This is a genomic window from Dyadobacter sp. 3J3 (genome assembly GCF_009801115.1).
Classification (GTDB): domain Bacteria; phylum Bacteroidota; class Bacteroidia; order Cytophagales; family Spirosomataceae; genus Dyadobacter.
Genome location: NZ_VTOL01000029.1, coordinates 21,771 through 28,591 on the forward strand (window position 1 = coordinate 21,771; position 6,821 = coordinate 28,591).

A 6,821-nucleotide genomic window follows, 5' to 3' on the forward strand; every position below is an offset into this window, starting at 1 on the left:
TAAAAAATATCGATTTAAAAGGGTGGATTTTATGTAAAGAATTAATATTTAGTGACCATAGGAGAAACTACTTGAGTTTTCCTTTAAAAGGAAAGGGACGACTTGATTTCAAGCATAATTCCTAATAAAAACTCTCGTCGCCTCTATAAGCCATGATATCATCCTTACCTGACAACCGCACATCATGGATCTTTAAATTTTGTGAATGTGCTCTGGTTGCCACTGCTCTTTTGAACCTGCTACTAATTCCTTTGGAGTTTATGCCTTTCTCATTTTTTGAGAAATATGGTCAGTATTTTGCTTTGCTTTTAGCTGGAATGATTGTGGTTGCCGTACTTGGTAGCTTAATCTATACCTGGATCTGGCATCGACAAGAACAAACATACAACATCAATAGTGCTTTATACCATACCTGGTTTCAAGGTATGATTCGGTATTGGTTATCTTTATCAATCTCAAGTTACGGCTTCGCAAAAATTTTAAAAACCCAGTTTCAAACTCCGGAGTTTTTTTTAGATATACCTCTAAGTTCTGTTAATGGAATGGGACTCACCTGGTATTTCTTTGGATACTCATATCCTTACTCTGTTATTATTGCTCTTTTTCAGTTAGCGGGAGCTGTGCTACTTCTCTACCGTAGGTCAACTTTATTAGGAGTAATGATCCTTTTGCCAGTGATGATTAATATTGTCCTGATTAACATATTTTTCAACATTGGTATTGGAGCTTTTTTTACTTCGGTAAGTTATACATTAGCCTTACTATTTTTTCTTTTTCTGTATAAGAAGAGACTTCTAATGATTTTTTGGGACACAGTTGATTCTCTACCTTCTATTAGCTTACAGTATAGTTGGCTCAAACAGGGACTTCGTGTACTTCCAATCTTTGCTTCCTTTCTCTTGCTTAAAGCATTAATTCTTATTCATCCTAATGACCAGATCTTAAGGGGCACTTGGAAAATAGAAAAGTTGATGCGAAACGGCCAAACTCCAATGTCGACAGCTTGGTTAACAGATACTAAAGCTTGGAACAGGATCTATTTTGCAGGATCAGAAGGCTGTGCTTTTAGTCCCAATCCCTTCCGTTTTGAAGCCTCAGATAGTATGCTCGGTACATATAAATTCGATATCCAGCGAAAGAAATTAGAAGTTATGTTTTATAATCAGGATACGCTACAAGCAAAAATTAGCAATATGACAACAGATGCTATGCGGATTCAAGGGATTTTAGGAAAGGATACATTGGACATGCAACTTACCCGCCTACAGCGATAAGTTACCAGCCAAATTTTGAAATGGGTTAAAAAAGCGAAATTCTTTTATTAGTTTTTTTTAACGGTGGTTTGTTGAGATAGCCTATGCACGGTTACTTATTTGGAAAATTGGGGCTTTCTATAATTTTAAATTGTCTGCGTTATAGGGACACTTACACTTTGAATGTTACATTAGATATGAGACCATAAACTTAGAGCCATGAAAAGTAAATTGTTTTTTACATTAATGATGGGTGCAATGGCTACCGGGGCCTTATCCTGTGAGTTTGACTACAAGGTTGCACTGAGTAATAATACCAGGAATGGAAAGTATATAGCAGAGAAAACTTACAACACAAAATCTGGAAAGACGGTAATATTTACGTCTGCTACTGTCCAATATCTTATTTTTTCGGGAGATACAATGAAAATAGTCAGAAATGACACGATCATTGAAAGACTTGTTAATTATGATTTCCTTAGCTGGCAGCAGAAAAAAGAGGGAAAAGCCGTATTTAATGGAACGTCAAAAGAAGGACCAAAATCTTTGCTTATTGAAGTGGTTAACATTAGGCACAACACTAATACTTTAATTTTGAGCCCGGTAATGCCAGCTCCTTACATGGAAAATTATGATACACTCAAAACCTATTATAAAGATTTGTAAGTAATTACTCCTAGAAATAAAAAATGTAGAAAAATTCAAATGGGAGTCATGATTTTGGATACTGCTATGAAAGGGGCTATTTTTTTCTTGGTAACAGCTTAAATTGTGGTAAATAAAGATAATGCACTTCTTAGGAGGAAAAAATAAACCATATGAATTTATTTTAGAGCTTGTTTAAATTTTACTCAATAAATGGTTTATAGCTAATAATTTGACCATTCCCTTCGCGGTTTCCATCAGTAATTCATAATTTCGGCATAGTTCTACCAACGTTGCCAAACCGGGTTAATCTAAAAGAAAAGAGAAAAACCGTCACGACTTTAATTTAATATACCGACGTTTATAACGGAATTGATCACCTTGGAAAACAATATATTAGTCCAAAATGATAAGATAGAAGATAATCCTTATTCACCTTACCAAACTGCTCTCGAAATATCCTCTCAGATAAGGCTGAGAATCAGGTATACGGAATATTGAACAGATTATTTTGCTTTATAAAACCCGTGGCGCTTTTTGTACTTTCTTTTAATCTAACCCAATATTGCCCAATATGCCAAACCCTGTATTGGAGTAAAGGTATTTCGAGAATGGGGTTGATTCGAGTTGCACATTGTACAAATACTGGTATAGTTCTTCATTGCCATATTTTTCATATGAATGATAATTGATTAAACGGTATAATAGGCTGACCGATTTCCTCCGCCTTCGTTCGTGTCTTCACGAAACGAAAATCAGCAGAAATTACCAAGTACATTATCAACACAAAAGGGAGTAAAGAAATATCACTTTCCGCTTATCAGCTAAAAAGAAACAATACATAACAATTACAATTATGAGAAAATTATCCCAACTGTTTTTAACGGCTTTATTGCTTGCAGCAAGCCAATTTGCAAATGCCCAAACCAACGTAGGTATCAACAACCCCACGCCAAATGCAAGTGCAGCCTTGGATGTGACCAGTACTACTCAGGGAATGCTCGTACCCCGTATGACGCTTGCACAACGCAACCTCATTAACCAAATAAGCGGTGTAAGCACACCCGCCACAGGTTTATTAATTTACCAAACGGATAATACACCGGGCTTTTATTTTTATAATGGCAGTGCTTGGACTACATTGACAGGCACGAACGGCCAAGGCGTACCCACAGGCGGGGTTGCCAACCAAGTACTGGCAAAGGTAGATGGCACAAGCTACAATACTACCTGGGTAACCCCTGCAAGTGGAAGTTTGGCTGCTTCTATCATAAATACCAGCACAACATTATCCGGAACAAACAATCAATTTATTGTAGCGAGTGGTGCTATTACAATTACATTACCATCCGCTCCTGTAGCCGGGCAACAAGTATATATTTTTCCTGAAACCTCTCCTGCAAACATTAATCTTAACCCAAATGGTAAAAAATTCAGGCAGGGAGGTGTAGATTATGATACCTCAAAATTATCAGACTTTGGGGTTCCCGCAAGCAGCACTGTCGGTTTAACACTCATTTACAGCGGTCAAAAATGGTATCCGGTATCCTTTTAATTATAACGCTACCCCGAGTAGTATCATCACGAAACAAGCATCACTCATACTGATTTCTCCATGGTTCAAGTAAGGAAAAAGAATAAAATTTTAAAATCAGTCATCTATCTCTTAATAAAATACCAATAAAAAATAAATAACATGGGTATGAAAAAATTTACACAGGCAGCCTTAATTGTACTGCTTGCTGTAAGCACCAAAGCAGTTGTAGCGCAGGTGCTCACCAATAACGGTGCAAGCCTTACCATAGCTACCGGTGCTACCTTACAGGTAAATGGTACATCACAATACAATACAGGCAGTACGCTTACCAACAACGGAACAATAGTTGCAACAGGCAGTATTACCAACGATATGGCCACGACAGCGGCAAATAACGGTACGCTTACTTTTAATGGTACCGCAGCTCAAACGCTTAGCGGCACAGCACCCTTTATGGCCTACAATGTAACGGTAAACAATGCAGCAGGCGTAACGATTGGCAATCCGCTAAGGGTCGATGGTACATTAACTTTTACCAATGGAATAATAACAGCAGATAACGCGGCCAATGCAGTAATTTTTACTGCCAACGGCATAGGTAGTGTTGCAAATAACGCCAGCCATGTCAAAGGATATGTAGTAAAAGAAGGCACCGGAAGCTTTACATATCCGGTTGGAGACGGTGCAAGATACCAGCCCATACTTTTAGATCTGACAGCCAATAATAACGGTATGCTGGTCCGCTACCTGTCTGCCGACGCTGGCGCGGCATCATATACAACTACCGGAGCATCGGAAACAGCCCTTCAAGCCTACAACAACCAGGAATACTGGGACATTTCGCCTGTTGGTACGGCTACAGGAAAAGTAACCTTGTTTTACGATGATTACAAAAATGCATCGATTACAAGTTCTTCCAATCTTAACGTCTTTAAAGTAGCCCACAAGACCAGCGCAGGCTGGCTGAACGAAGGCGGGACCGCCAGCGGTACGATAAGCGCCGGAAGCGTTACCAGCGCAGTCCTTTCCAGCTGGAGCCCTTTTACACTAGGCGCTATTTCTGAAAGCGCGCTGCCGGTTACCTTGGCCTCATTCAACGTAACCAAACAAGAAAATGCAGTTTTGTTATCATGGAGTACCACGTCGGAAGTCAACAGCGAAAAGTTTGATATACAGCGGAGCGCCGATGGGAAAAATTGGCTTTTAATGGGATCGGTATCAGCTGTGAACAGCGGCAACGCTTTCCAGAGTTACTCATTCAAAGATAGCTCCCCACTTGCAGACCAAAACCTGTACCGGCTCAAAATGATCGATCTGGATGCCAGTTTTGCATACAGCCGTATCCAGGGCGTTGAGTTTGGACAATCAACAACGATGATCAATTACCCCAATCCGTCGAAAGGGATAACCACGGTGCAACTGGGAAAAAACAATATCGGTGGGCAGATCCGTTTGATCAGCGCGACCGGGCTCGTCCTGCAAAAGATCAACGTCGCCTCTGAAACTGTTTCGGTAGAGCTGAGCAGCTATGCAGCAGGCGTTTATTTTCTACAAGCCCCCGACGGGAAAACAGTAAAAGTGCTCAAGGAGTAATATTTGACGCATTATCCGTACACTGTGGTAAAGGCGGCTATGCCTTTTCTAGCTGGCCGCTTTTAAAGCTCTTCCTGGAAAGATAACTGGATTGTCCGTAACGGTTGTTAATAGAATTACCCTTCTCCTGGCCAATAACAGTATTTCCTATACGTTCGGAAATCATTTTTATAATTAAAGTTATGTTAAATGGGAGATATCTGAGTTGCTCATCCTATCAGCTATTGAGCGATGTTTTAAGAAAGTTATCACGCTTTATTACCAGATTTGCCCACAGTCTTAAATTCTAATATATTGTCAAAGAGTTCAGATTTAGTAATAAGCAGCTCTTTAAAGATATGTTCACCCGGCAATCTCCTTTCAATCTTGACAAGGCCAAACCAATTTCCAAAGCATTCAAAAAAGCGCACAGCGTAGGCGCGGTGATAAAACACAAGTGCTTCTTTTTCGTTTCCAGTTTGATGTGCCTGCCATAGTTCCTTTTCAAATGCACTCATCCATTTCAGGCTGTAAAATTCACTTTCGCGTGGTTGCGAGCCGTATCTTGATACAAGCAGCAGTGAATAAGCCCACCCAAGCTGACCACATTTGCCACTATCGTCAAGATCATAAAAATTACCCCAATGAAATTGATTTGAAAAGTAGTTAAGAAGGCTGTCAAAACGTAATGTTGCGGGCGCTTGCATGAATTTCTCCCCCTGCTTGGTTAGAGACAGACAATTATTGCGTTTTTTTACGATACCAATGTCCAGCAAATATTGCTTCAGTGGCCATATATAAGGTATGTCTTCCTCACTGATTCTTTTAACATATTTTATAAATTCCCACTGGATCAGGTCCTGACTGTGGAGCAATTCACATATACGTACAGGTAGATTACCCTTAGCCGTGAGTTTTAAAGCTTTGGTGTTATCAATTTCCGATAACAATAATTCTAAAAGCTTGAAAAGCGGTACTTTGTCAAGATGACTATCTAAATCACGCTTAATCGATATCAAACTTTCCGTCTCAAAAGGTGCATTTAATAAAAAGTGCATTTGACCAGGGCTTAATCCATCAAAATCGTCAAGGCCTTTATTATTAATTTTCACCTGGTGCCTCGAAACTAATTTGCAAACTTGTGCCTCGCTCAGCCTTCCAGTTTTTAATTCCGGATGGCTTTCTAATAATGATCGCATAAAGTCATCTGCTGCTCCCATTGTTTTCTTTTTAATTATTCAATTTTTTTATGTATTGGTCAGTAAACACAATTTCTCTACCTCAATATTGTTTATTGCACACCAGATTGCGATTGATAACTGCAACGCCGCATATGTTTAAAGAAACACAACAAATTGGTATAATGCAAATGCTATTTATTACCTCAAACCGTTTATAAAACTGGCATGCGGCATTATGATGGGTTGTTCGTGAAAGGAAAAAACAAATCTAAAATTCGGTTGTCCGAAATACTACACCTGTACAACTTGATATCAATATTCGTATTTTTATCATTGAGTTAAATAAGAAGCGGTTATATGTTATCGGTTGTCTAGACATTGTCTTGACTTAAACAACTGAGGTGAAATAATCAAATAAAGAGTTTTTCCAAAAAGGACTCTATTTCTACTTCCCATCCTGTTCTCTATCGGTTAACAGATTTGATCCAGATGAATTTTTCTTTTCAATTAGACAATATCACGAATGATTTATTATTGGCTTTCTGAATTTATTTCTAAGGTTGTGCAATCCAACAGCCAACATCATGATTAAGTGTCTGGCTTTGGAACACTTTAACCGTACCTTATTTCTGA

At 38.9% G+C, this 6,821-nt stretch carries 5 protein-coding genes; 4 read left to right on the forward strand and 1 reads right to left on the reverse strand.

All coding sequences use genetic code 11. From position 1 onward, the window contains the following. Window positions 1–152: 152 nt before the first annotated feature. From FZF08_RS30570 to FZF08_RS30585, 4 genes are all read left to right on the forward strand, one after another. Window positions 153–1,274, forward strand: a complete 1,122-nt coding sequence (locus tag FZF08_RS30570) for a hypothetical protein (RefSeq protein WP_159478384.1) — start codon at window positions 153–155, stop codon at window positions 1,272–1,274. 198 nt (window positions 1,275–1,472) lie between these two features. Next, on the forward strand, window positions 1,473–1,919 hold the full coding sequence (locus tag FZF08_RS30575; protein WP_159478387.1) for a hypothetical protein: 447 nt from the start codon (window positions 1,473–1,475) through the stop codon (window positions 1,917–1,919). Window positions 1,920–2,754: 835 nt separating this feature from the next. Beyond that, on the forward strand, window positions 2,755–3,453 hold the full coding sequence (locus FZF08_RS30580) for a hypothetical protein (RefSeq protein ID WP_159478390.1): 699 nt from the start codon (window positions 2,755–2,757) through the stop codon (window positions 3,451–3,453). A 147-nt stretch (window positions 3,454–3,600) separates the two neighbouring features. Further along, entirely contained in the window at window positions 3,601–5,028 is a 1,428-nt protein-coding gene (locus tag FZF08_RS30585; protein WP_159478393.1) for a T9SS type A sorting domain-containing protein, read from the forward strand. 248 nt (window positions 5,029–5,276) lie between these two features. Here the strand turns inward: FZF08_RS30585 and FZF08_RS30590 are convergent, their stop codons facing one another. Then, window positions 5,277–6,227, reverse strand: coding sequence for a hypothetical protein (locus tag FZF08_RS30590; protein WP_159478396.1), 951 nt, complete (start codon window positions 6,225–6,227; stop codon window positions 5,277–5,279). Window positions 6,228–6,821: the final 594 nt, after the last annotated feature.

Bases quoted from the DNA above. Each gene is read 5' to 3' on its own strand.
- FZF08_RS30570 (WP_159478384.1), top strand. From the start codon at position 153: ATGATATCATCCTTACCTGACAACCGCACATCATGGATCTTTAAATTT.
- FZF08_RS30575 (WP_159478387.1), top strand. From the start codon at position 1,473: ATGAAAAGTAAATTGTTTTTTACATTAATGATGGGTGCAATGGCTACC.
- FZF08_RS30580 (WP_159478390.1), top strand. From the start codon at position 2,755: ATGAGAAAATTATCCCAACTGTTTTTAACGGCTTTATTGCTTGCAGCA.
- FZF08_RS30585 (WP_159478393.1), top strand. From the start codon at position 3,601: ATGAAAAAATTTACACAGGCAGCCTTAATTGTACTGCTTGCTGTAAGC.
- FZF08_RS30590 (WP_159478396.1), bottom strand. From the start codon at position 6,227: ATGGGAGCAGCAGATGACTTTATGCGATCATTATTAGAAAGCCATCCG.